At 56.9% G+C, this 22,171-nt stretch carries 19 protein-coding genes; 5 read left to right on the forward strand and 14 right to left on the reverse strand.

The annotated features are described in order from the left end of the window. Positions 1 to 73: 73 nt before the first annotated feature. From JQ553_RS08485 to JQ553_RS08495, 3 genes are all read right to left on the reverse strand, one after another. Positions 74 to 220 carry a hypothetical protein gene (locus JQ553_RS08485; protein WP_212499434.1) on the reverse strand — a complete coding sequence of 49 codons (147 nt, stop codon included), beginning with the start codon at positions 218 to 220 and terminating at the stop codon, positions 74 to 76. Between the two features lie 488 nt (positions 221 to 708). Beyond that, complete coding sequence (locus JQ553_RS08490) at positions 709 to 852, reverse strand: hypothetical protein (RefSeq protein ID WP_212499435.1); 144 nt, start codon at positions 850 to 852, stop codon at positions 709 to 711. Between the two features lie 533 nt (positions 853 to 1,385). Beyond that, positions 1,386 to 1,802 carry a nuclear transport factor 2 family protein gene (locus tag JQ553_RS08495; RefSeq protein ID WP_212499436.1) on the reverse strand — a complete coding sequence of 139 codons (417 nt, stop codon included), beginning with the start codon at positions 1,800 to 1,802 and terminating at the stop codon, positions 1,386 to 1,388. A 459-nt stretch (positions 1,803 to 2,261) separates the two neighbouring features. Between JQ553_RS08495 and JQ553_RS08500 the strand changes: the two genes are divergently transcribed. Both JQ553_RS08500 and JQ553_RS08505 read left to right on the forward strand, forming a co-directional pair. After that, positions 2,262 to 3,830 carry a recombinase family protein gene (locus JQ553_RS08500; RefSeq protein WP_212499437.1) on the forward strand — a complete coding sequence of 523 codons (1,569 nt, stop codon included), beginning with the start codon at positions 2,262 to 2,264 and terminating at the stop codon, positions 3,828 to 3,830. A gap of 537 nt (positions 3,831 to 4,367) precedes the next feature. Continuing rightward, entirely contained in the window at positions 4,368 to 5,366 is a 999-nt protein-coding gene (locus JQ553_RS08505) for an ABC transporter substrate-binding protein (protein ID WP_212499438.1), read from the forward strand. 215 nt (positions 5,367 to 5,581) lie between these two features. On the opposite strand, the gene JQ553_RS08510 is transcribed toward JQ553_RS08505, so the two are convergent. Further along, a complete protein-coding gene (locus tag JQ553_RS08510) occupies positions 5,582 to 6,412 on the reverse strand; it encodes a class I SAM-dependent methyltransferase (protein ID WP_212499439.1) in 831 nt (276 codons plus the stop codon). A 644-nt stretch (positions 6,413 to 7,056) separates the two neighbouring features. Next, on the reverse strand, positions 7,057 to 7,326 hold the full coding sequence (locus JQ553_RS08520) for a hypothetical protein (RefSeq protein ID WP_212499440.1): 270 nt from the start codon (positions 7,324 to 7,326) through the stop codon (positions 7,057 to 7,059). A 614-nt stretch (positions 7,327 to 7,940) separates the two neighbouring features. On the opposite strand from JQ553_RS08520, the gene JQ553_RS08525 reads away from it, so the two are divergent. Then, positions 7,941 to 8,780, forward strand: a complete 840-nt coding sequence (locus tag JQ553_RS08525) for a glycosyltransferase family 32 protein (protein WP_212499441.1) — start codon at positions 7,941 to 7,943, stop codon at positions 8,778 to 8,780. Between the two features lie 180 nt (positions 8,781 to 8,960). On the opposite strand, the gene JQ553_RS08530 is transcribed toward JQ553_RS08525, so the two are convergent. The 3 genes from JQ553_RS08530 to JQ553_RS08540 form a co-directional block, all read right to left on the reverse strand. Next, positions 8,961 to 9,146, reverse strand: a complete 186-nt coding sequence (locus JQ553_RS08530) for a hypothetical protein (protein ID WP_212499442.1) — start codon at positions 9,144 to 9,146, stop codon at positions 8,961 to 8,963. A 498-nt stretch (positions 9,147 to 9,644) separates the two neighbouring features. Next, a complete protein-coding gene (locus JQ553_RS08535; protein WP_212499443.1) occupies positions 9,645 to 10,232 on the reverse strand; it encodes a recombinase family protein in 588 nt (195 codons plus the stop codon). A gap of 1,145 nt (positions 10,233 to 11,377) precedes the next feature. Continuing rightward, positions 11,378 to 11,611, reverse strand: coding sequence for a hypothetical protein (locus JQ553_RS08540; RefSeq protein ID WP_212499444.1), 234 nt, complete (start codon positions 11,609 to 11,611; stop codon positions 11,378 to 11,380). Between JQ553_RS08540 and JQ553_RS08545 the strand changes: the two genes are divergently transcribed. Next, positions 11,610 to 11,759 carry a hypothetical protein gene (locus JQ553_RS08545; protein WP_212499445.1) on the forward strand — a complete coding sequence of 50 codons (150 nt, stop codon included), beginning with the start codon at positions 11,610 to 11,612 and terminating at the stop codon, positions 11,757 to 11,759. The genes JQ553_RS08540 and JQ553_RS08545 overlap by 2 nt on opposite strands. Positions 11,760 to 11,917: 158 nt before the next feature. Here the strand turns inward: JQ553_RS08545 and JQ553_RS08550 are convergent, their stop codons facing one another. Both JQ553_RS08550 and JQ553_RS08555 read right to left on the reverse strand, forming a co-directional pair. After that, a complete protein-coding gene (locus tag JQ553_RS08550) occupies positions 11,918 to 12,289 on the reverse strand; it encodes a hypothetical protein (protein ID WP_212499446.1) in 372 nt (123 codons plus the stop codon). A gap of 299 nt (positions 12,290 to 12,588) precedes the next feature. Then, complete coding sequence (locus JQ553_RS08555) at positions 12,589 to 13,731, reverse strand: O-antigen ligase (protein WP_212499447.1); 1,143 nt, start codon at positions 13,729 to 13,731, stop codon at positions 12,589 to 12,591. 1,496 nt (positions 13,732 to 15,227) lie between these two features. Between JQ553_RS08555 and JQ553_RS08560 the strand changes: the two genes are divergently transcribed. Next, positions 15,228 to 16,355, forward strand: coding sequence for a glycosyltransferase family 4 protein (locus JQ553_RS08560; protein WP_212499448.1), 1,128 nt, complete (start codon positions 15,228 to 15,230; stop codon positions 16,353 to 16,355). A gap of 315 nt (positions 16,356 to 16,670) precedes the next feature. Here the strand turns inward: JQ553_RS08560 and JQ553_RS08565 are convergent, their stop codons facing one another. Genes JQ553_RS08565 through JQ553_RS08580 form a run of 4 tightly spaced genes read right to left on the reverse strand, consistent with a single transcriptional unit; the run spans position 16,671 to position 22,148 of the window. Continuing rightward, positions 16,671 to 18,335: a glycosyltransferase gene (locus JQ553_RS08565; RefSeq protein WP_212499449.1), complete on the reverse strand. Its 1,665-nt coding sequence runs from the start codon at positions 18,333 to 18,335 to the stop codon at positions 16,671 to 16,673. After that, positions 18,332 to 20,617, reverse strand: a complete 2,286-nt coding sequence (locus JQ553_RS08570; RefSeq protein WP_212499450.1) for a glycosyltransferase — start codon at positions 20,615 to 20,617, stop codon at positions 18,332 to 18,334. The genes JQ553_RS08565 and JQ553_RS08570 overlap by 4 nt, the downstream gene beginning before the upstream one ends. Continuing rightward, positions 20,614 to 21,369, reverse strand: a complete 756-nt coding sequence (locus JQ553_RS08575; RefSeq protein ID WP_212499705.1) for an ABC transporter ATP-binding protein — start codon at positions 21,367 to 21,369, stop codon at positions 20,614 to 20,616. The genes JQ553_RS08570 and JQ553_RS08575 overlap by 4 nt, the downstream gene beginning before the upstream one ends. Beyond that, a complete protein-coding gene (locus JQ553_RS08580; RefSeq protein ID WP_212499706.1) occupies positions 21,366 to 22,148 on the reverse strand; it encodes an ABC transporter permease in 783 nt (260 codons plus the stop codon). The genes JQ553_RS08575 and JQ553_RS08580 overlap by 4 nt, the downstream gene beginning before the upstream one ends. Positions 22,149 to 22,171 lie beyond the last annotated feature (23 nt).

Below are 22,171 nucleotides of genomic sequence, written 5' to 3' on the forward strand. Positions count from 1 at the left end.
ACCTGTTCACGGCTTGGTTTCCCTCGGGAATACGACCGACCGGTCATCGAAGTCCTGAACCGGGAGATCGGCTCTACGGAAGGCTTGAGGCTGCTGCGGGCTGGATGTAGCCACCGGTGATCTGCCCATTGACGGTGGGCGAGTGTGATACCAACCGGCCCGATGCTATCCCGAGCACAGCGGCGAGCATGAGTGCAGCAATCGTCAGACTCTTCTTCATGTCAAACCCCTGTCTGGTTTGAGAAGCTTGAGGTTGCCTGACTACCGCTGAATGCAACCCGTGCGTGTGATCTGCGTCACACCTCTCCAAGACGTGATCCCGCTCGCTGCACCATTAGCCGCATGACATTTGTCCGAATGAAGAAGCGCGCGCATTGCCGCTGGCAATGGTCAATCTCTTGGGGATAGGATCGGCGCCGGGACGCGCGGAGTTGCCTCCGCGCCGTCGCGCAGCGCGCCCCGCTGATGCGTTAAATTCGCGTGGCGGCTGCTGACACCGGTTCCGCCAGTGGATTGAGTAGATTACGGGGATTAACTTAAGGTTGGTGCCGACGCCACCGCGCGTGTCTGGCAGGCCTGTAGTTTCCAGCCCCTAGAGAGGAGATCAGTCCGGCGGCGGGCGAGCCCATTTTCTGCCGCAGCTCGTCCGTCGCGTCCATTGCGAACCGTCAATGACGGCGCGCTAAATCGGCTTCGTTGCGTTAGCCTTTATCGCCCGTAGGCGGCTGTCCTCTCCAGCGTATAGACGCCGTCGCCATAGTTCTTCACGACCATGGTCGTGGTCAGCATCACGGCAATCATGACGCTTGCGAAGATGAGACCCACCAGTTTCAAGCCGCTGCTGTCCGCCATTTGTCGTCGCCCTCTATGCAGCCCTTGCCCCGTGCGTCCTCCTAATAGCCATCGGTTTCACCATGCCTTCGTGAAAGCCGGAAAATGGTTTCATCCCTGTTTCGTCGCATTGCTGCGCACCAGGATGATCCAGCGCGTTGGCCGCCTCCTCGCGTTAGCGGCTCGTTTAGCGCGCGGGCCGGCAGCTTTTGCAGCCCGGCGACGATATCATGGCTTGCGATCCGATCCATCAGCCAAAGAATTACCGGTTCCGGCTCAGGCGCGTGCGCCTCGATCATATCGAGGAGGAGTCGCTCGACGTCTCGATCCGTGAGACGCGGGGATGCGGCGCCGTGGATGCGTCGGTTGTCGAGTCATAGCAGCACCTCGCGTCCATCGCGCTCGTCCTGATCGAGCTCGGCAGCGTCCAGGAAGGCGATCGGCCGATTGATCTCGGCGCGCACACCTCTTTGCTGAATATACGGGAGGCGCCAGGGTGTGGTTTCACGCTCCCGCCTTGGATAGCTGGGCCGCGCGCGCTGTTGGTGGCGGCCTTAGTCAGTTGCTGGTACGGAATGATGCTCATGCGCAACGCGCCAGTGGCCGTCTACCTTGCGCAGGCCCACGGTCAGCCGGAACAGGAAACCGTCTTTGTCCGCCGGATTGCTTGACGAGTCGGGACCGCAGCGCATGATTGCCGCTCCGAAGGCAACGTCCTGGCCCGCGGTTATGGTAAGCTCTTGTATGTCGAAGGCCGTCCCAGGCTGGTGATAGCGGAAGAGCAGGTCCCAGGTCTTTTCGTATGCCTCGATTCCCTTGCATTGCAGAGGCGGCGGCAAGTCGAACATCAATATGTCCGGCTCATGATGAGCAATGATGGCAGGAACGTCGTGCCGACGGACGGCGTCGGTCCAGGCTTCTAAAAGGGCCTTAATCCGGATTTCTTCGGCGTTGTTGGTGTGTTCAGACATGGCTTGCCTCCTTTTTGCGTCCAGAGGACGAGCGAAGGGGCACGAGCCCGACACGGATGCGCGAATAACTATTGTTATACCCAAGCGCAACGTAACGGGCACAGTCATCGGTAGCCGCAGCGTTTCGCCAACGCTACCGGGCGACGCCTTCGGATATCACGGTTCGACGAGCTACAGCACTCAGCGATCCGTTGTCCGTCAAAACAGCACGGTGTCTGCTCCGAATTCCAGCGTTTGGCCCGTTTGAGACATGCCGGCTGCATCGAGCAATGTCCGAGTTCGAGGGCAGCGCGGAAAATATATACTCGCACTGAGCGCGCCGCCGTAAACGGTGACAGCGCAGTGAAACGACGGACCTCTAGTGGCATGACGATAGGTGAACAACGGTCTACACACCGCTGTTCGCAGCGGCACCGCTAGGATAGGCTAGAGACCGCCAGACTGTGCGGGGTGTCGGTCATGGGAACTGCACTCACCGTCCGAAACTCGCGATTGCCACGACGCCAAGAGGAGGACCAGCGAGCGGCGCAGTACATTCGCATGTCGACGGATCGACAGCAGTATTCTATCCCTAATCAATTGGCTGCTATCGCGCTATACGCTGCCGAGCACAGGCTGACTATCGTGCGCACATACGTTGATGAGGCGACGAGTGGACTAAGGCTGAACAACCGACCAGGGCTCGTCCGCCTCCTTAACGACGTCCAATCAGGAACGAGCGGTTTTGCAAATGTCTTAGTGTTTGATGTGAGCCGTTGGGGCAGATTTCAAGACACCGACGAAAGCGCGCATTATGAATTTATTTGCAAAAAAGCAGGCATGAAAGTCATCTACTGTGCCGAGGTCTTTGAGAATGACGGAAGTCCATTGTCCGGCATTTTTAAAAATCTTAAGCGGCTTATGGCTGCGGAGTATAGCCGCGAACTCTCAGAGAAAGTGTTCGCAGGGCAGAGCCGAATTGCGAGGCTCGGTTTTTGGGTGGGCGGTCAGCCAGGTTTTGGGTTACGCAGAGAGCTGGTCGATGCGAAAGGAAACCGCAAGAGCTTACTGGAGCACGGTCAGCAGAAAGCCCTCCAAACGGACAGAGTGGTCTTGCGAGCTGGACCAGCCAACGAAATCGAGATTGTCAGATGGATATTTGAGAGTTTCGTCATTGGACGAAAAAATGAGACGCACATCGCGCGAGAGCTGAATGCCAGGGGCGTTCCCAACCATCGCGGAATGTCATGGGATCTTCAGATGATTGGGCGCATGCTTCGGAATGAAGCCTATGTAGGAAATACGGTCTACAATCGAACGTCGAACCGCCTGAGACAGCGTCGTATCGTCAACGGCAAAGGTAAATGGGTTCGAGGGGAGAATGCGCTCGAACAGATCGTTACTCGGGATATCTTCGACAGGGCCCAGCGCATCCTAGAGGAGCGCTTGCAAAAGCTGACATCGGAGGAGTTGCTCAAGAGGCTCAGGATACTTCAACTGAGGCACGGAAATCTGTCTCGCTCCATTATAGATCGGGAAAGGAGCACGCCGAAGGCGCACGTCTATGATCGCCGATTTGGCAGCCTCCGCAATGCGTATGCCTTGATCGGATATGTTCCAGAGACTAACTACGACTATCTCGAGACCCGTATCGAACGCGCTCACTTGATCAAACAACTTGCCAACGAAATTGGCCTTAGCTTGGCGCTGACTAATCCGAGCTTGATCGTTGAGCGGGCGGGCGGGTGCGTGATGGTGAAGGAAGGGTTCTTCATATCAGTTCGGGTGGCACGATGCTGGCAGCATTCTCAAAGGAATTGTCCGGCATGGACATTGCGGCGTGGGGCAAAGCCCCGTCCCGGACTTGTTGTCATTGTCAGAATGGATGAGAAAAACGCGTATCCATTGGATTACCTTTTGTCCCCTATGAGCAGCCTTCCTGCGCGCCCGCTTGTGGTCTCCGACACGACGTTGTCCAAACTTTATAGGTGCAGGTTCCGAAGCGTGGCGACCCTAATTCGCTCCTTGAAGCGAAGGTTGGCTTGCTAAAGGTGCGTCTGCTGCGGGTTCGTGCCCGGTTGACCTACCGGCAAGTCTGGCCAAAGTCCGCTATGCCGCCAAAAGCGGAAGTGCGTTATCCTATGGCAACGCGGCAGATGCTCCGTCATGCAAATAGGGGCGCTAATTGATTTTGTTCGAGTTGGCTTGGTCAATCGGCCCTTCTCGGACTTCGTGCAATGTCTGCTTCTACGCTGCTGTTGGGGGATAAGCGGACATCGCAGATCAAGGGGAAGAACCGCGACCACCCAGCGTACAGCCGCGGATGAATTCTAGGGCGCGGACGTCGGCTTTTGGGTTGTAAGCAGAACATTTCTGCTCAGTCAGAGCATTGCCGTTTTGGCCCTGACCGGAAATGGACGCAGCGCTGGTGCTCATGTTCGCCTAACTCGAAAGGTGATGTCCCTCCGAGCCTGCATCTGGGGTCCGGCAGGCACAGCCCGTCCTGTATGCGACCAATTGCATCACACTCAACCAATTGGGAAGCTGGTAGCCTAACTCCCGTTCTTGGCGTTGAGGGAGGGACGCATGCGACGTCGGGAGTTCATTGCGTTCATTGGCGCAGGAGTCATACTGCCGTTTGGCGCACGGGCGCAGCAATCGAAAAAGGTGTACCGGATCGCGATATTGCATCCATTGTGGCCGGTTACTGAGCTGACCGAAAGTAGCAGCAATCGGTTCTGGCGCGAGCTTTTCCTGGAAATCCGCCGGCTCGGCTACGTAGAGGAAAAGAACCTCGTAATCGAGCGTTATTCCGGCGAGGGGCGTGCCGAGATCTACCCTAAGCTCGCGCGCGATGTCGCAGCAAGCAATCCCGATCTTATCTTGGCGTTTACTAACTGGATGGTGGTCCCTCTCAAAGAAGCAACGTCCACCATACCGATCGTTGCGATGACCAGCGATCCGGTCAAGCTTGGCCTTGTGCCGAGCCTGTCACGACCGGGCGGGAACATCACGGGCGTTAGCGTCGATGCCGGATTGGAGATTTGGGGCAAACGGCTTGAGCTTTTCCGGGAAATCGTTCCAACATTATCGAAGCTCGCAATTCTGGGGCTGCGACAAAACCCGGAAGGAGCCTCGATGCAGGCGGCGGCTGAGAAGGCAGGCATCGCAGTCGTGGGCCCCTTCTTTCTCGAGGATGCGAGCGAGGCAGAGTATCGCCGTGTGTTCGCCCTCATGTCGCAGGAAGGTGCCGACGCGCTCTTCGTCGACGGGAGTCCAGAACTCATTACGAAGGCACAACTGATCGGCGATCTGGCTAAGAAATACCAGTTGCCGGCCATTTACCCATTTCGTTCGTATGTAGAGGACGGCGACGGGCTAATGGCCTATGGCGTCGATTTTGTTGAGCTGTTTCACCAAGTCGCTCGTGCCACGGACCAAATCCTCAAGGGTGCGAAGCCCGGTGACGTTCCTTATTATCGGCCGACGAAATTCGAACTCGTCATCAATCACAAGGCGGCGCGGGACATCGGCCTCCTGATCCGCGAGCCGTTGCTCGCCCGCGCCGACGAGGTCATCGAGTAACAGCCCTTCCGCTCTCATGCGTAGTTGCAGAAGCGCGGGACCGGTTTTGGCCCCAAGCAGTTCTGTGGGAGGTCTGCTATTCCGCAGCTGTCAGAGGATAGGCAGACATCCGGCGAACGGGCCAAAACTGACGCGATTGACCCTATTAAGGACGCCCGTCCAGGCCGCCACGGCGGGTCCTCTCTCCATCCATGCGAACCAGCGAGCAGGACTAATCACTTCCTTCCTGAGCCCACCAAGGCCGGCATGGGGACTCGATAGACACCATCGGAAGAGCGATACTGCCGCATCCCCTCGACCACCGCCGCGGAGATCGAGTTGCGCACGTCCTCGGTCTGGGCGCACAGCAAAGCGCGTGCTCGCACACCACCTTCGAGGATCGCCGTTATCACGCCTAGCGGGTCGGCTAACTCCCAGGTCTGTTCAACGGTCTCGACAGCTGCGTCACGGAATTCGATCTCTTGAATTGCTGCTTTCAATTTGTCGGGTTCGCTGAATTGAAAGAAATCGGGACCGTGAGGCAGAGGCACGTTGAGGTCACCGTGTTTCCTGATGGCGCCGAAGAGAAGGCCGAAACCGTTGCCTGGCTTCGCTGCTTCCCAAACGCTCGCGGCGAGAAAACCCTCGGGCTTCAGCACGCGGCGTATCTCCGAAAGGGCTTTCTGCGGCTCCGGAACGTGGATGATACCGTAACCGCAGACAACACTATCGAAGCTGTCGGCCTCGAAAGGCAGGGCTTGGGCATCACCCTGCCGAAATTCGGCGCCAGGCACGTTGCGCCTGGCAATCTCAATGACCTTGCCGGAGAAGTCGAGGGCGACGACCTGCGCTCCTCGCTTCACCGCCGCTCCAGCAAGCATTCCCGGCCCGGTGCAGACGTCGAGGACGCGCATCCCCTCGGCGACATGGGCAGCATCCAGAATGGCCGGTACGGTTTGAGTGGTAAGTCGCGCAAAGTGCCGCTCATACCCAACACTGACGGTCTCCCAACCATCATGTTCGAAGTCACGAAAGGCGCCAGGATTACGGGAACTCTCGATGGCCATCGCTTCCTCCCGAGGGAAAAGGCCCCATAGCTGCAGCTATATACACGAGTGCAATGCAGGAAATGACGAATTCGAGTGTGCGGATCGTCAACGACGGCCGAATTTTCGGGGGTTGCACGACCGACCTCAAACTGACCCGCGCAACGGTTCGCTTCTGCTCCGAAGATTTAAGAATTTTCTCCAGGGGGTGGGCGCGCTCGGTGTAGGCTGACCGCCGAGGCTGACATCGGCCGTTTCGCAATTCGGCGCTACCGTTGCCGATTATGAGCAAGGGGAGGACCATCATGCGGACGAAACCGGTAGCCCGTCTGCTTGCTTGCCTTGTATTGGTTGCGACCCCTGTAGTCCCTTCTCAAGCGCAGCGACGCACTCCGACCGTTGGCGTTCTCAACTATGCCGCAGCGCATGACGTCCGCGTCGTTCAATCACCGCGCTGCGCGATCTGGGATATGTCGAGGGACGAAATCTCGCGCTTGTCCAACGACACGCAGATGGCGTGCTCGACCGGCTCCCGGGGCTGGCCACCGAACTGGCCGCGGCCCAGGTCGATCTGATCATCGCCTTGGGGCCCGCGGTATGGGCGGCAAGACAAGCGACTACGACGATTCCAATTGTCACCGCATTCAGTGGCAACCCTGAAAGGATTATCGCCCCATGACAGCGCTGACGAATGGCTGACGGAAGGCGCTCTCGTTGCCGTTGGACTCCAAGATGCAGCGGGCGGCGAGAACGATCCTCCCGCGGCCGTCGGTGTTGAACTGGCGGCCGCGGTATAGAGTTCGCTGCAATTTGAGCATCACCTCTGCGTCGACCGGCGGCGCTTCGACAGCTTCAAGGATATCGCGGACCTCGGTTTCGAGTTCAGGGGTATCCCAACGGTGGAGTACCGGCAATTCCAGTATCGCCTCGTCCATCGAACCTCCGGAAATGGTGCAGCCCGACCGTGCTTACATCCGGCATCGGTCGGGCTGCGGAGCGAAACGCCTAAGCGTGGCGCTCAATCTTGACGGCCTTCTACAGCGTCTCGGCCGCGTTTCGCAATGCGGCCACGCGCTCAGCTCGCGTCCTGCCGTCCTTGGACTGACCGAGCTCGTAAGCGAGACGCATGCCCTTCTCGGGAGTGATTGCCGCTCGCCAAATGCAGCCGATAGGCTTCTCGTCGATTTACGAACCTGTTCGTTGATGTGACGAATCCTTGGTTCTGCCCGTCTGGCTGTTCGAACTCATATCCGTGCATAGCCTGAAGCTCACGGATAGCGTCGTTGTGTCGGTAGCCGCTCACGACCTTTCCGTTGGAGGCGCGAACAGCGGCGCAAATGATCACATCCGGCGGATTGGCCCTCTTCATGGATACCTCTTCAGGCACACTCTACGGGTCGCCCGACAGTTTCAAGCGGCGTGACGACGATCGCTGGTCATCGTTCGGTGACTGCATGGCTAGATAAAGCGAACGTGAACTGAAGTGTGTTTGCTCGGCCAGGTTGCAGTGTATTAGAGCCGCAAGAAGTGGCTGGGGAAAGTGCCTTAAATGAAGTCGCTGGGGCGGCGAGCAAGCACACGATGTGTGCAGTTGCTCGGCAACATCCTTAAGATTGCCTTCTATTTGGATATTTGGCTGAGACCGGGGAAGCGATACACCATTCCTGCCAACGCGGCCCCGCTGGCGCGCTCAACGTCTCCAAAAAGAATACCGCGCATTGTCTGGCAGACCAACTACACCAACAAAGTCACCCTCTCGGTCTATGTGAACTATCGGTTCAACCGATGGATGGCACCAACCTATGAGTTTCGGTTTTGCGGTGATGAGGACTGCGACCGATTCATCAGAGAGAATTTTTCGGCTGAAATCTATGATTGCTATTCGCGCCTCCAGATCGGAGCGGCGAAGGCCGATCTTTGGCGCGTGCTCGTCCTGCTCGTTTACGGCGGTGTCTACATGGATATTGATGCCGCTTTGTCGTGGTCGCCGGAAGCATTCTTGAACCCCGATCAAACCGAGCTATTCGTCCGGCCGCCCGAGGGCATGTTGACGAATTACTTTCTCGCCAGCGTTCCGGGCAACGCGGTCTTTAAGGCGATTGCGGACAAGATCGTTGCCAACATAGGCGCCGATTCTCTTGCCAGCGTCTACGATATGACAGGGCCAACAGTCGTTGACGCCATCGCGGGCGCTGTGCCGGTTTATGTAGAGCGCTACAACCTTGTCTGCAGGCAGGGTCAGTTCACGAAAAAATCCTTCCAGTATCCCAACAACAGGAAGGACCATTGGTCGATAGCGCAGCAACACACCCGCATCGTGAGAAAGCATGTCGTGGTTAGCTCTAGCGACGCCGTTGCCGAACCCGCCGTTACAGCAATATCTTCCTGAGCATCATGTCGATTTGCTCGACGGTCTCCCGAACGAGATATTTCGATCCGCCTTGAAGGAAGAGCATGGTACGCGCTTCGCCTTCGATGTGAGGCGACTTACCCGCTATGGAGCGCGGCTCGATCTCGACAAGGTGGCCGTCATCGGCAGCCGTTTAGCCGAAGCCAGGGGCAGCTCATTTCAATGCTGGCCCTGCATCGTGCTCAGTATGCGATCGATGCGGCTTGTAAGATCGCCGACAGCGGCGCGGTCATCTAACCTCATGCCCTCGACCGCCGCCGCCAAACGCGCCTCGGAGGCCGCCAATGCCTGCACAGAGGCATATTTCTCGGCAACGATCGCCTTGAACTCGGCAACCGACGCCACCAGCGCAAGCGGACATCGCAGATCAAGGTGAAGAACCGGCGCACCCCGCGTACAGCCGCGTGGCGGATCAACTCTGGGGCACTGATGTCTGCTTTTGGGGTGATTCTGTTGAAAAGTCCTTTGCTGCGAGCAGGCCATTTTTTAAGGGCGACTGATGTGCCTTAACGCCGCTGAACGTGGGGGACCACGTCGATCTAGTCAGGACCGCCTCCTAGCTTTATTACGAAGGCTTTTCTTGTTGGAGCTCGCTCCGAGCTGATTTCAGTGCGGTTTTTGCCGTGGCGTTATTTCCGACTTCTTCAACAGTATCGGCCCGTTTGAAACATGACGGCTGACACTAGGAATGTCTGTTCCTCAGGGGAAACCGAAAGCCGTATTTCTACTCACCGCACCTTAAAATCCGCCACCGCTGCGCACGGCTCGCCCCGTAGCCGCATCATGCCTGCGGCTGAGCCCCGATGCGTCCGGCTGAAGCTCAGGACGAGCCCCGTAGACGCGCTAACCTGACTGGCCAAGCACCCGCTGCACCACGCTCGTGCCGACACCGACCGTGCGGCCGATCTTGAGAATGCCCATCCCCTCAGCCTTCAGCTCCCGAATGCGCGCCTCGATAGCTGGTTTCACCGGCCGGCGACCTAGCTTCGTTCCCCTCGCTCTGGCCCTGGCGAGCCCGGCGTTCACCCGCTCACGGATTATCCCGCGCTCGAACTCGGCAAAGACGCCGAGCATCTGAAACATCGCCCTACCCGCTGGTGTGCTCGTATCGAGCGCTTGTTGATGAAGGTAAAGGTCGCATTCGAGCGCGCGCAACTCCGTCAAAAACCCGACAAGATCCTGAAGGCTCCGGCCCAGCCGATCGACCGACCAAGCAGCCACCATATTGAGCTTGCGCGCGGTCGCGTCTTTCAGCAACCGGTCAAAGCCCGGACGCTTATCACGGCCCTTCGCGCCGCTGATGCCGGCGTCCTCGTAAATGCTAACGACGTCCCATCCGGATCGTGCGGCGACTGCTTCCAGCTCACGCCGTTGGTTTTCCGTCGTCTGTCCGCCAGTTGAAACCCTGAGATAAATGCCGACACGCTTCATGATCGCCACCAACGACGAAGACGATCATACACCATGATATACGGCAATCAAGTGTTTTTCGTATAGCTCCAGTCATTAGAGATCTCATCTGAAAACACTAGAGGAATGTTCGTGTTCGAGGCTGAGGTTTTCGGTATGACGCCGCTGTCGACAAAGTCTCGGGCGCACACGCCTGATTGTCGCAAAATCTTTTTCGTATTTCGTCGGGATCCCGCATGGGAAATTGCAAACGGCATCCCACCTGTATATTCAGGTGACTAACGGAGGGCTTAGATGTCTGGAGTCGAACGAACGTCGGCCGGGCTACAGATGGTCATCCCTGGATGCGAACGGCGCACACTCCCAAAATCTACGACAAGGGTAGACGAAGTCGGTCAGGGCTTACTTCAGTTCTATAGGCAGCCGAGTTTGCGCGAAAAGCTTGAGAGCCGAGCGAATGCACCTTTGCGGCCAAGCAAAGGACAAAAGGCATTGCCGAAAAGCGGCTTGTTCAGTTCCTAAATGCTCCTGGGCAACGAAAGCTGGCGAGCAGGGATGGTACGGTGATCAACAAGCCAATATCGTGGACGGGATGTATCCGCGAGGACTTCTGGCCGGGACCATTCGACCCAATCGAAACCTGGGAGCAGTGGTTAGCCGAAGTGCAAGCTATGCCGAATTTTCCCACGAAGGATTACTGCCTTGAGAGCGCCAGGCGCGCGATCGAACACAAAAGGCAGTATCTTCGCGCGAAGCGCCACCGCGTCGATTGGGTGCACTAGCGCGTATCGGGCAATGATACTCCAGCGCCCGGATAAAACGCGAGCCTGCGTGACGCTGTCGCGCGGCGTGTTTCAGTTTCGCCCTTCAGAGCTCTGCAACAGGTTCGCGGCATGCCCCGAACCTCCGTCAAAAAGTCGTCGGATCATCGGTTAAGCGACTGCTGCGCTGTGCGTTGCCTAGGCCAGCGACGATTGTGTGCCACCAGTCGGCGCGCTCAACAGAATTCTAGAAGCGAAGGCCAGCATGTGAGAATGTCTATCGGCCATGAGACGCTGAATGTTCAGCTTGCCGATCGATCTCAACCAGGGCGTGGTCGATCCGCATAAGTTCAATCCAACAGATCGCAATGAAGAGGACTGCGATAGTCCACAGTGCGGCGCGCTTCATGGTGATTCACTATCATCACAATCTTTAATAGAAGCAACCCAACGGTGCGTTAAGTCGCCCTTGCCCTCGTGCACCACGATGTGATCCTGGGCCTTTTTCAATCGAGTCGAGCCACGGATCCCAGCGCTGCCTGCAACGATCTTCAAAATGGCTGTGCGCGTCCAGCAGGACGACGGGTGTTTATTCATCGGGTGCTGGATGGTCCAGAACTGCGTCTGGAGACTGGCCATGCGTGACGCGCTGCATACCCAGATGCTAAACCGGATCCAGATTCTAGAAAGACAGGTCACGGCAATGTCGACGCGCATTGCCGTGCTTGACCAACGCGGCGAGCGAAAGATGAGAACGATTGAGCCGCCGAGACGCAACCAACAATAACACACGACCGATCGCCGAGGTTATACGCTTCGTCACGTGAACAGGCGGCGGATCAGTCGCCACAGTCGCCGCCACCAGACTGCCACTCGCCGTCGCTCCAGTTCGCGGGCGATCTGCCAGGGCCGCTCGTCGTTGAAGGGCATTGCGAGAGTCCTTGCTCAGAAACAAGTTGTGCTCGTGCCCATGCCTGTGGGCACCGTGTTGCAGTGGATCATCGGCTGGGTTGGCGAAGAGATGCTTTGCAGCGCTGCGCCTGCCCGCTGTAGCCCCTCCGCTGCCGCTTGGGCTTGCGCCCGCCGGTTGGCCTCCTCTATCGCCCGTGTCTGCTGGTCCTGCACATACGCGCGTTCAAGGCACTTGCTGTAGTCCGGTGTACCGCGCTGGTAACCAAACGAAGCACAGCGCTTCGCACGATCAGCTTGAGCTACTCGCTCGGCTGCGGCCTTCTTGAGCGCGATTTCCTCACGCGACGCGCACGCACTCAGCAGCACGCAGGAGAGGATAAGGAACGGCATTGATTTGGTCTTCATAGCTGCTTCATTTTTTTCTTTTCTCTTCCCATTGAGTGAGGATGATACCGATTGCGCAACCGAGAAGTGCCCCCACGACAACAAGAACACCGGCACACCACATGGCCTTACTCCCCTCGCCCGTCGCGCGTTTGGTAATCGCGCGCGAAATCCTCAATGGCTCGCTCTTTGCCGTCCTGAACTCCCATCCTGTAGGCAATGCCCGCGAGAACCCCGAGCAAGAAGACGATCGGCATTAGAGTGATGATGCTGCTGAACGGGACGCTAATATCTTTGGGCATGTGACGAGAAGCACGCTCCTACGAGCGCGCGGGGTTAGGGATTCCGCAGCGAGGAACGCCCGCTGCAAGGCCAAGAAAAAGGAAGAGCGCGATATCGCGGCTCAAGCGGCCGTACACCACCGACGTGAGCACCGCGAAGAGCAGACCAAGGCCGGCAAACCGCAGTTCAGGTGACGTCAGCGAAACACGTCCGGGACCGAATGCGAAAACGGTTAGCAGCAGAAAGGCGATGCCTCCGGGCCAGCCGATTTCGATGATGGTTTGGAGATAGGAGTTGTGGGCAGGATGGCCGGTCACGCAGGTTACCGCCGCAAACCCGTCCAGGCCGAGGCCAGCGAATCCGGCCCAGCCCAGCAGCCTCGTTGCGTCCTTGTAAAGTTGGATTCGGATAGCAAGCGAGTTGTCGATGTCGATCGGCTCGCAGCTTAGCACGGGCACCGTCGGGGTACGGAGTTTACCGTGGTCGAACGGAATAGAAGACGGCGATCGCAGGTCTTCGGCGGAGACGCTTTCGAGCCCGGCCGATGTCAGGAAGCGATCGAGAAACACCAATGTCGTTCTCGATCGGGCCGCCATGCCGGCAACGACCGCGGCTAGCAGAACGCAGACGATGATCAGGACCGGCTTGCGTTGCTCACGTTTTCCGACTATCGCGCCGACGGCGAGCGTCAACAGCATCGCGTAGAGACTGAAGCGGACCACTGAAGCCGCGAATACGATCGTCGGGAGGGCAGCAGCGCCCGAGATGAAGAGCCCTCGGCGCACGGTCAGCGGTTGGCTGGCCGCGGCCAGAACCCCAAAGGACATTGCGGTCGCGAACTGTGTCGGCGCCGCATCGAACAAGCCAAAGACGAATGGCTTGCCGTGAGAGTCGTCCCACTGAGCAATCAGGTCGCGGATGGTGGCAGCAGTTGCGACTGCGACAACGAAACAGATCACGAGGATGAGTCCGTCGAGCTTGAAGAGCTTGCCGCTGAGCCGCGCCGCTGGATAGGCAGCGAGTGTGATGAGGAGCAGAACAGGCTCCTTTGCGTTCGGCCCAAAGCCATTGACCGCAAGGGAGGCCACGACGCAGCAGATCAGGACAGTAAACAGCACATCGCAAATGTTTGAAGAGAAGCCTCGCCAGTCACCGGTAATGATCAGCGCCGCGATCGGCAACCCCAGCAGAAATGCGGTGGTAACCGATCCAGCCCCGAGGACTCCGTGCCCAAGGACGGCAAGTGGTCCGGCGCAGAGAACAAGGCCTAGCAGCACGTATCGATCGGTAAGCATTCCAAGCAAGCTTGTTTGGTGTCCAACCAAAGATAGATAGCGCGCGCTAGCGGCTCGTTAAACTAGAATTTGCAAACGCGCAAATCACAGTCGAAATCGTACCGATCACGCACGCTTCACTTATCCTTTCGCTTCAGTGGTTGCAGTTTGAGTGCGTCGCCCGAACCAAGCGATGGCAATTCGCGATCGCGCGCCGACGGCCTGTCCTAAATCCAATCCGGTAAGCTGCCCGAGCAGAAATCGGGGCCAGCAAAATGCCTGCGGTGACGACGAGCCACATGGGCGGGTCCTATACGACTATGAGAGCCCCTATAGCCATGCTCTCAATGTAAATCCCCTGAGCCAAGATAATGATCAAATCCGCAAAACGTCTTCCATGGGGCTGACAGTTACCACACCTGACATCGTTCGTGATTGCGACGTCCGTTCCTGACTTGCTCGCCAACTATTGTTTCTTGGAGCGCTCATTCTGTCGGGCTGCGCCGCTAACACCATCAGCAATCCCCTCACCGTGGAAAAGCCCGCCGCCTTTTATTTACACATCGAAAGCGCATTCGAAATATCTCAAATTGCTAAAGTTATCCGAAGCTGCGGTTACCCTCACGCTGCCTTTAGTCGATCCATCGAGAGATATGATTCCGTTCGGCGCGCCGGCTACCTCTTGTCTCGAACAACGCGGCTACAGCGTCCCCATCGCATAGGCTGAAGGATTGCGGCACACTTCATGGCGCCGTGCCCCAAGCTCTCACCACGCGGCACACCCAGAAGCAGTAAATGCCTTTGGTGGCAATGGTCGCGGCATTTGGATCGAGGCGCATCATCGTCTTGTTCTGAAGCGTTTCAGTTCGGTGAGGATAATGAGGCACGTGATCATGTTCGAGCCACGACCCGAAATAAAAGCCGCGATCGATCGCTCACGACAAATGCCTGGCCAATTATGAGGCCGTCCGGCACCTTCGTCGCCTCCTCACATATCCAGGCAGCACGTGATGTCTGACAGACGGGATTCGGAGTCAGGGTACGATCCCCCACTTTCAGAGTGATTGCCCACAAACCGAAGTTGGAGGATGAGGCGCCCATGGCCGGAGAAGTGCGGCGCCCCTCCTCGCAATTATTCGAGTAAACCGCAACATTAGCATGCTGACATCACGGCTTTCCAGACCGATGATCACATTCGGCGAAGCTGGCCAACGTCGTACATCGCGATCAGCCATGGAAGCGACGGAGACAAAGACACGGAAGAAGAAAAAAGCCTCCTCCTCTTCGTTGGGCAGTCTCAGGCCCGGTTGACTTTCTTATGCGTTTTGAAACTCTAAGCAACTAGAGCGAACCAAAAACGTGAGAGATCGCGCCTCCGTTTTAGTGTTAGTCCGAGGTCGATCTTGAAAGTTCTGCACTTCTACAAAACGTATCACCCGGACTCCCACGGAGGCGTTGAACAGTTCATTTTCCAGCTGGCACATGGCAGCAGCCAGCGAGGCATAGCGGTTGAAGTGCTGTCCCTGACCACAAACGCTGACGACGAGACGGCTCGGTTTGACAATCATATCACGCACCGCGTCCGGCAGACTTTTGAGATCAGCTCCACGGGCGTCTCCCTTAGAGCGTTCTCAAAATTCTCCGCGCTTGCACAACGCGCGGATATTATTCATCTCCACTTCCCGTGGCCATTTGCAGACGTGGTCCATTTTGCGACGAAGGCATCGAGACCCGTCGTGCTGACGTATCACTCAGACATTATCCGCCAGCGCTTGCTGCTAAAGTTCTATGGGCCGTTGATGCGCCGATTTCTGAAGAGCGTCGATAGAATAGTCGCGACCTCACCGAACTATCTAAGAACCAGTGAAACCCTCACAGGTTTACGAGGGAAAACAGAAGTAATTCCAATAGGTCTGGATCGTTCGACCTATCCCGATCACGACGCGTCGCATTGCACAAAATGGCCCGACTTGATCGGCAAGCGCTTCTTCTTGTTCGTGGGAGTCCTCCGATATTACAAGGGGCTTCATATTCTGCTCGACGCACTCCGTGGCACGGACTATTCCGTCGTTGTCGCTGGAGCAGGACCAATTGAAGCGGAACTTCGTCAACATGCCATTGACTTGAAATTGACGGACATACACTTTGTCGGAGCTCTAACCGACGGCGAAAAAGTCGCACTCTTCAATCTGTGCTATGCCGCGGTGTTTCCCTCGCATCTTCGCTCAGAAGCGTTTGGCATCACACTTCTAGAAGCCGCCATGTATGGAAGGCCTCTCATCTCAAGTGAAGTTGGAACCGGTACGAGTTACGTCAATATCCACGGCGAAACAGGGCTCATCATTCCGCCGAGCGATCCGGGCGCTTTGAGAGAAGCAATGCGGTTTCTGCTCGAAAACCCTGAGTTGGCGGCACAAATGGGCGACCGGGCCAAGCAACGGTATGAGAAATACTTCAGAGCCAGCCAAATGGTTGATCGCTATCTCGAGCTGTACGATCAGCTCCTATACGAACGCTCGGCGCCCACTTGAAAGCAACGTTCTGCGTTTTGAGATGCCCGCGCCCGCGATGGTTGCCGTGCTTGCGCTTGTGGCTGATGGTGTAGTGGTGATCCCGAAGAGCCATTCGCGGGGAACGCGCGAGCGGGATAGTCATCGTTTTGGTGTACTAACCTTTATAGGTCACGTGTGCGTCGTACCTGCTCCTTCCAATCAGTTAGAAGCCGAGAAATCGGTCCGCGCAGCTACGTGGAACATTTCAATTCCTACCTGATAGGTGTTACCAGGGTTGGATCTACAACTACTTCTGCAAGGTGATACAGGGCACCGGCTTAAGAACGTTAGGTATCAGCCCGGTCTAGCATCAGTCATCTCACTGTGTTCGTTCGAACTGGTCGAGCTTGAGAGACGATCCAATATCGCAATGTACTCGTTGACGACCGTGCTCCACGAACGTTTAGCAAGCTGCTCGTAGAGTGCCCGTTGTCGTTCTAGAAGTTCCTCCTTATTCTGAAGAGCCCATTCGATCCGTGCGGCCATGTCCTCCCAATCATAGGGATTGAACAGCATGATGTCTTGCAATTCGGGATCTGTTACCACTTCTTCAGTAACGGCGATCCGCGCCATGACGACCGGTGTGCCGACGGAAAGAGCTTCGGTCAATGTAAATGGACATCCGCCTTCACTGAGGCTCGGATTTACCGCAAGATCCGCAAGCCGATAGCAGGCGGCCAGTTCCTGGGCCGATAGGTCATGAAGACACAGCACGTCATTCTGAAGATTGCGATCGCGAATGAATCGGGCGATGTCGGGAAGAGAGTTAGGATCGCCCGTCAAAACAAGCTTGTGAGCGATATAGCGCCGCTTGAGTAGATGGTCATAGGCCCGCAGCAGTGTCATGACATTCTTGTTTGGCCGAAACTGGCTCGCATAGAAAATGAACTCAACGTCGCCACTATCGAAATTTGACGCCTGCTGCGTTCCGATCGCCTTGTACAAGGCACCCTGAAAACGATTGACGCAAAATGCCTCTGTTGACGCTTCGTTGTCAGGGAATCCCGAGACCGCAATCAAGTTATCGAGCCGGTTGGCCCCGTGCGGCACCACGTCGATCGCGCTAGGACTTACCTGATAGCGTTCAACAAGTGTCCGATACTTGATGTGCTCGCTATAGGTGACAAAATGATCGCCTCCCTCGATTGTCGCTTCCACCAATCCAAAGGTTTGCAGGACTCGGTCGCCGCCAACAGCTGAAAAACCAATGGGAGATTCCGACAGGACCACATCGGGCACGCAGGTCAGCCGGGGCGCGTTGATCCGGTTAAAGTGCGGCCAGAACGCTGTCGGCGAATACCAGGCGGAGACGTCCTTTCGGCTGTTGATATCCTCGAGGAGAAGGCTTGCCTCTGCTTCCTCCATGAGACGGTAGAGTCGGACGGTCGTCGAGCTGGCTTGCGGCTTCGTGGCAACCCTCGTAACGAGTGTTGAATATTGCCGGAACAGGCGACTCCGAATTAATCGGACGCGAAGCTTCGGCCACGCCGCGACAAACAAGGCACTGAACCAGCTTACGGCCATCGCCGCTACGGCTATCACGACAAACGGAAGCGCAAGCAGTGCGAGAAACGCTAGTAGTAGGCTACTACGGGTCGTCACAAGGAGGCCTTCCGCACGGGTGAGATCTCGCGCGCACCGTCGCTTGAGGACCCTGAAGAGTCGAAGAAATCGGCTCTGGTCTCGCGTGCGCCGCTTGTAGTCCTGATAAAGCTGATACAGTTTCAAAAACATTGGCTGGTCTTTCGGGCCAATTATTTCGAACGCATCCGGAGAAACTCCGACGCCTTCAAGAAGGTCGCCGAGGGATTTCCTCGTCCAGCTCGGGCACGCAATCACAAATTTAGCGGTAGGGCAGTTCTTTGCTTCCTTCAGAAATTCAGCAAGGTGTCGCCCGAGACCCTCGGCGCGCAGATCGAGCGTCGGCGGATAGGCCAGGTAGATGCCGAATTTTTTCATAGGTAGTCCTTGATCACGCTCCAGTACGCACCGGCGAGTCTATCGACGGATTGGCCGGCAAGCTCTTCCGCTGAAGGCAAACGGCGCCGCGCCCGCTCGAAATTTGTTTCCATGCGCTTGAGCTGATGGGCCATGTCGTCTGGATCATCCGGGTCCATCCAGGTCAGGTTCAAGGCAAACTGCTGGTCGATTTCGCGCATGGCTGGGTAATCGCTGGAAAGAGCGGGAACGCCGAGGTGGGCAGCCTCGACTACGGAAAACGTCCCGTTGTCGATCCGCCCGGGATGCCAAAGGAAAGCGGCACGGCCCAGTTGGGCCTGATAGCGTTCTTCAGGCAACTCTCCCTCGATTTTCAGATGCTGCTTCATCGCCGCGCTTGAACTGCAGATGTCTCTCAAGCCTCTCAGGCGTCGAGCATCTCGTTTTAATAACTCCCCGGTATCCACCCCCGTCACGTGACAGTTCAGCGTCCCTTCGTACTTCTCGTAGTAGAGCCGAAGCGCCTTGAAGGCATTCTCGTGATTCTTGTGAGGATTAAGATTGGTCGTCCAAAGAAAAGACGCGTCAGTATCGCCTTCGAGACGAGCGGGATTCGCGAAGAATTCCGGCGCCAGCATGGGCACTTTCTTGATCTTCTTCGCAGGAATACCCGCAAACTGGCGGGCATCGCTGGCGGTGAACGCTGTCGTGACCATCACGGCTTCCGCGGCGTGAGCGCGGGCGACAAATTTTTGATTGGTATCGTCATCGAACGTGGTTTGATAGCGTTGCAGATAGTCATAGATCATCAGCAGATACGGTCGAATGGGCAGCGGTGGCGAAAGAAGCCGATCCGAGATGACGATCCAGAGGTCACAATCCGTAAACTGGCTGATACCATCGTCGGGAGCTTGATAGGTCTGGTACTGCAACGAGCCGCCCAGCCCGGCATAGGCACATGCACGCACAGCCTCGTCGTGAGACACGGTTCGCCAACGATAAGGCCTGCGCTTAATGGAAGCCGGGAGATCCTCGAACGCTTCCTTGGGATAGCAGGCGGGATCATCAAGATGTCCAAACACGACCTCGATGTCCTCGCCACCCATTCGGCTTCCTGTTGCGATCGCGCGAGCTAACAGCTTCGCCCCTCGCAGGCTGCCGCCGCGATAAGCGGCGGGCAGAAGGACGGCTATTCGCTTTTTAGGTTTGTTGGCCGAGGAGATGTTCGGCGAACTCTCTCTTAGCTTACCGAGTACCCGCCCGAGCCCCGCGCGCCAGTCCGCTTCACAGGCGTCCGCCTTCATCGGTTCAAGCAATCGCTGCTGCGATTGACGGATACTGTCGATCAACCGGCGATCGCCGGAAAGAATGCGTTCGACTTTCTGTCGTGCCTCTTTCGGTGTTTTGCTGCGTCCCGGCAAATCGATGCCGCCGAGCCTGTCAAGGAGGCCGCCCGCCATGAACACAAGAGGCATTCCCGAGCGTACAGCTTCAAAAGGGTGATAATGGATGTGATTAGGTTCGGTGCCATGGTAGTACATCACACGCAGTTGTCGCATGTTCTGCCTGTGCTGCTCGCTCGGCAGATACCCCAGGACGTGACTATCGCTCACGGAAATCGGCTGCGCTCCACCTACGACATACGGTAAGCCGCCAAACGTCTTCCTAAAGCGTCGATAGACGTTTTCATAGTAGCTATTGAATGCCAGATCTGGGCAAATGAAGAAGATCCTCTTGTCATCGCCATTCCATTCATCGCGAACGGATGCGTCAGCAAGCCCAACGGGAAAAAGGACGGCCTTCTTCGCGATAAAATGCGGCTCCTCAGCAGCCAGATGTGCGTAAGCTTGGCCGAACCAAAGGTTCTTGCTCGCAACCGATGACCACACAGGCGCCTCGCGATGAGCAAGCAAATCTAATATTGCATGATAGGAATTATTTGGAAGGCCGTAAGTCCGCCAGATCTTGGCTCCCTTAAAATGCCTTGACATCGATTTCAAGAAATCAGTCTTGAGAAGAATAAAAAATGCGACGTCAAAATGCCTGCTAGCAATCTGCCACGCTTCGATTCCCGGATTGTGATACCAGTCGGCATCATTCAGGATCGCAAGGTCATCTTTCGGGATCGTGAGGTGCTCATCCTCCGACCAGTCCACCGAAGCCGAGCGTAACGCCGGGTCTGCAGGGTACTTCTTAGGCAGGAAAATCTCTTGGACTCCGATGCGCTTCAGCATTGGGATTTCAAATTTCCGCGCTGTGGTATGGTTCAATAACCACATCACACGCAAAGGGCGATCGGTCACGCGTTCACTCCAGTCAACCGTCCATACTCCTTGATTGCGGCACCCGCCGCGCCATCGAATTTTACTTCGCCATGATGCAGAACGATCACCCGGTCGCAAATGTCGCGCAATGAGTCAAAATCATGTGTGGCGAGGATTAGGATCTCGGACGCCTCGATCAATTTGGTTATGCGCGCCTTTGCCCGCCGCATGAAGGTCACATCGCCCGCGCCGATCACCTCGTCGAGCAGCAGGATGTCGCCGCCGACCATGGTCGAGATCGCGAAGGCCAACCGCACCTGCATGCCCGCCGAATAAGTTTTGATCGGGTAGTCGATGAATTCCCCGATATCGGCGAAGGCGACGATCTGCTCCTCTACCGAGCGCATGAATTTCGGCGTTTGGCCGAGCAGCAGGCCGCGATAGAGAATGTTTTCACGCCCCGTCGCGTCGGGCTCGAAGCCGAGGCTTAGATCGAACAACGAACGCACCGTGCCTTCGACCTGGCGCGATCCGGAGGAAATCGGATAGAGCCCAGCGACCATCTTCAAAAACGTCGACTTGCCCGCGCCATTGTGGCCCAGCAGCCCGACACGTTCGCCCGGCGCTATCTCGACGCTAATATTCTTGAGCGCGTGGATATCATGCACGACCGGTTTCGCATTCGGTGCAGCGAAGGCACCCGCGAGCATCGCCTTCAACGACCGTTCCTTGAAGGCGACCGCGGAATAGTGAAGGTTCACGTTGTCGAGTCGGATCCAGTTTCTTGTCATAGGTAGAAAATGACTTTTCGTTCCGTACGTCGCCCGATAAGAACGGCTAGCGCAGAAAAGACAACAATCGTAATGCCGCACATCGCAACATTTGCTGCGGTCGGCCATTGCCCGCGCAGCAGTGGCGCGCGTAGTAGTTCCAGCAAGTGGTAGATTGGGTTGTAGTCTACCAAAGCGCCGATGCCGCCGTCGCGGAATAACTTCGCGTCAAAGTAAATCGGCGAGACGAACCACATCGCCTGCATAATGAGCCCCAGCGCATGGGGCAGATCGCGGAAGCGCGCCCCGACATAGGCGAGGCAAGTTGCGAGTGGCCATACGATAAGCGCTGCGAATGGAAATACCAGTATGGCGGCAAGCCAACTCCAGCCGAAGGACTGCGGCCTTACAACCAGCACCCATCCTATGAGACTCAGACTTGCCATCATCCAGACCATTAAGTTCGTCAGCGTGGTCCGCAGCGTGTAGATCGCAAGTGGGTGGCGGTACTGTTTGATGTAGGCATCGGCCTGCACGAACGACAGGGATCCGCCCGTGAGCGTGGTGGTAAAGAAGTCCCAGGTGATCATACCCGAAAGAATGTACGGGGCGTATGCGACAATATCCTGGTGGAAGATCCTGCCGAACACCAGGGCCAATAGCATTGTCATTCCAAGTGGCTGCACGATCGACCATGCTACGCCGAGGAAGGAACGGCGCCACTTGCTGCGAAGGTCCGCGAATGCAAGGTGCGTCCAAAAGTATCGAGATTCATAGATACCCAGGAAGTATGCGGTCATTTCCGAGGTCTGGCTTCCATTCG

The sequence above is a fragment of the Bradyrhizobium lablabi genome (genome assembly GCF_018131005.1).
Taxonomy (GTDB): Bacteria; Pseudomonadota; Alphaproteobacteria; order Rhizobiales; family Xanthobacteraceae; genus Bradyrhizobium; species Bradyrhizobium lablabi_D.

Coding starts and splice junctions, on each gene's coding strand:
- JQ553_RS08525 (WP_212499441.1), top strand. CDS start 7,941: ATGAAGTCGCTGGGGCGGCGAGCAAGCACACGATGTGTGCAGTTGCTC.
- JQ553_RS08535 (WP_212499443.1), bottom strand. CDS start 10,232: ATGAAGCGTGTCGGCATTTATCTCAGGGTTTCAACTGGCGGACAGACG.
- JQ553_RS08580 (WP_212499706.1), bottom strand. CDS start 22,148: ATGACCGCATACTTCCTGGGTATCTATGAATCTCGATACTTTTGGACG.
- JQ553_RS08495 (WP_212499436.1), bottom strand. CDS start 1,802: ATGTCTGAACACACCAACAACGCCGAAGAAATCCGGATTAAGGCCCTT.
- JQ553_RS08485 (WP_212499434.1), bottom strand. CDS start 220: ATGAAGAAGAGTCTGACGATTGCTGCACTCATGCTCGCCGCTGTGCTC.
- JQ553_RS08500 (WP_212499437.1), top strand. CDS start 2,262: ATGGGAACTGCACTCACCGTCCGAAACTCGCGATTGCCACGACGCCAA.
- JQ553_RS08490 (WP_212499435.1), bottom strand. CDS start 852: ATGGCGGACAGCAGCGGCTTGAAACTGGTGGGTCTCATCTTCGCAAGC.
- JQ553_RS08545 (WP_212499445.1), top strand. CDS start 11,610: ATGCGTGACGCGCTGCATACCCAGATGCTAAACCGGATCCAGATTCTA.
- JQ553_RS08510 (WP_212499439.1), bottom strand. CDS start 6,412: ATGGCCATCGAGAGTTCCCGTAATCCTGGCGCCTTTCGTGACTTCGAA.
- JQ553_RS08565 (WP_212499449.1), bottom strand. CDS start 18,335: ATGAAAAAATTCGGCATCTACCTGGCCTATCCGCCGACGCTCGATCTG.
- JQ553_RS08505 (WP_212499438.1), top strand. CDS start 4,368: ATGCGACGTCGGGAGTTCATTGCGTTCATTGGCGCAGGAGTCATACTG.
- JQ553_RS08540 (WP_212499444.1), bottom strand. CDS start 11,611: ATGGCCAGTCTCCAGACGCAGTTCTGGACCATCCAGCACCCGATGAAT.
- JQ553_RS08550 (WP_212499446.1), bottom strand. CDS start 12,289: ATGAAGACCAAATCAATGCCGTTCCTTATCCTCTCCTGCGTGCTGCTG.
- JQ553_RS08520 (WP_212499440.1), bottom strand. CDS start 7,326: ATGGACGAGGCGATACTGGAATTGCCGGTACTCCACCGTTGGGATACC.
- JQ553_RS08575 (WP_212499705.1), bottom strand. CDS start 21,369: ATGACAAGAAACTGGATCCGACTCGACAACGTGAACCTTCACTATTCC.